Genomic DNA, 573 nt, shown 5'->3' on the forward strand with positions numbered 1-573 from the left:
GGCTGCGAGATCGTCGAGGTGTCGCTGCCGCACACCAAGTACGCCCTGCCGGCCTATTACATCGTCGCCCCGGCCGAGGCTTCGTCGAACCTCGCCCGCTATGACGGCATGCGCTACGGCCTGCGCGCCGACGGCGCCAACCTGACCGAGGTCTACGAGAACACCCGCGCCGCCGGCTTCGGCGACGCGCGGCTGGAGACCGACACTTTCAATATGCAGAGCCGCGCGTTCTACGCCAAGCATGGCTATGCCGAGGTCGACACTTATCCCGACGAGGAGTGGGACAGCGGCTTCACCACGGTGCTGCTGGTCAAAGCGCTGGCGTGATCCCGTGGGCGGGCGTGGCGGCGCGGGAATTGTGCTCCGCAGCCGGCGGCGCTGTTGCCGGGGAGCCACGCGCATTGTGGCTCCATGAATTAAGGGTTATATGGCTCTCGCAATGGAGCCAGCGCGGCGCTATGGTATGTTTTTACTTTCCACTGCCCATTCCGCCATGTACCTGCCGTCCGCCTTCCGTGAAGATTCCATCGAGGTCCAGCACGATTTCATCCGCGCGCACCCCCTGGGGGTGCT

The 573-nt window shown here is 64.9% G+C and carries 1 protein-coding gene; it reads left to right on the forward strand.

Features of this window, described 5'->3' with window-relative positions; translation table 11 throughout:
* A partial coding sequence (locus DNK89_RS24635; protein ID WP_255575899.1) for an amidase family protein occupies positions 1–327 on the forward strand: 327 nt, incomplete at its 5' end.
* Positions 328–573 lie beyond the last annotated feature (246 nt).

It is taken from the genome of Acidovorax sp. ST3, from assembly GCF_003231145.1.
In the GTDB taxonomy this organism is placed as follows: Bacteria; Pseudomonadota; Gammaproteobacteria; order Burkholderiales; family Burkholderiaceae_C; genus Acidovorax.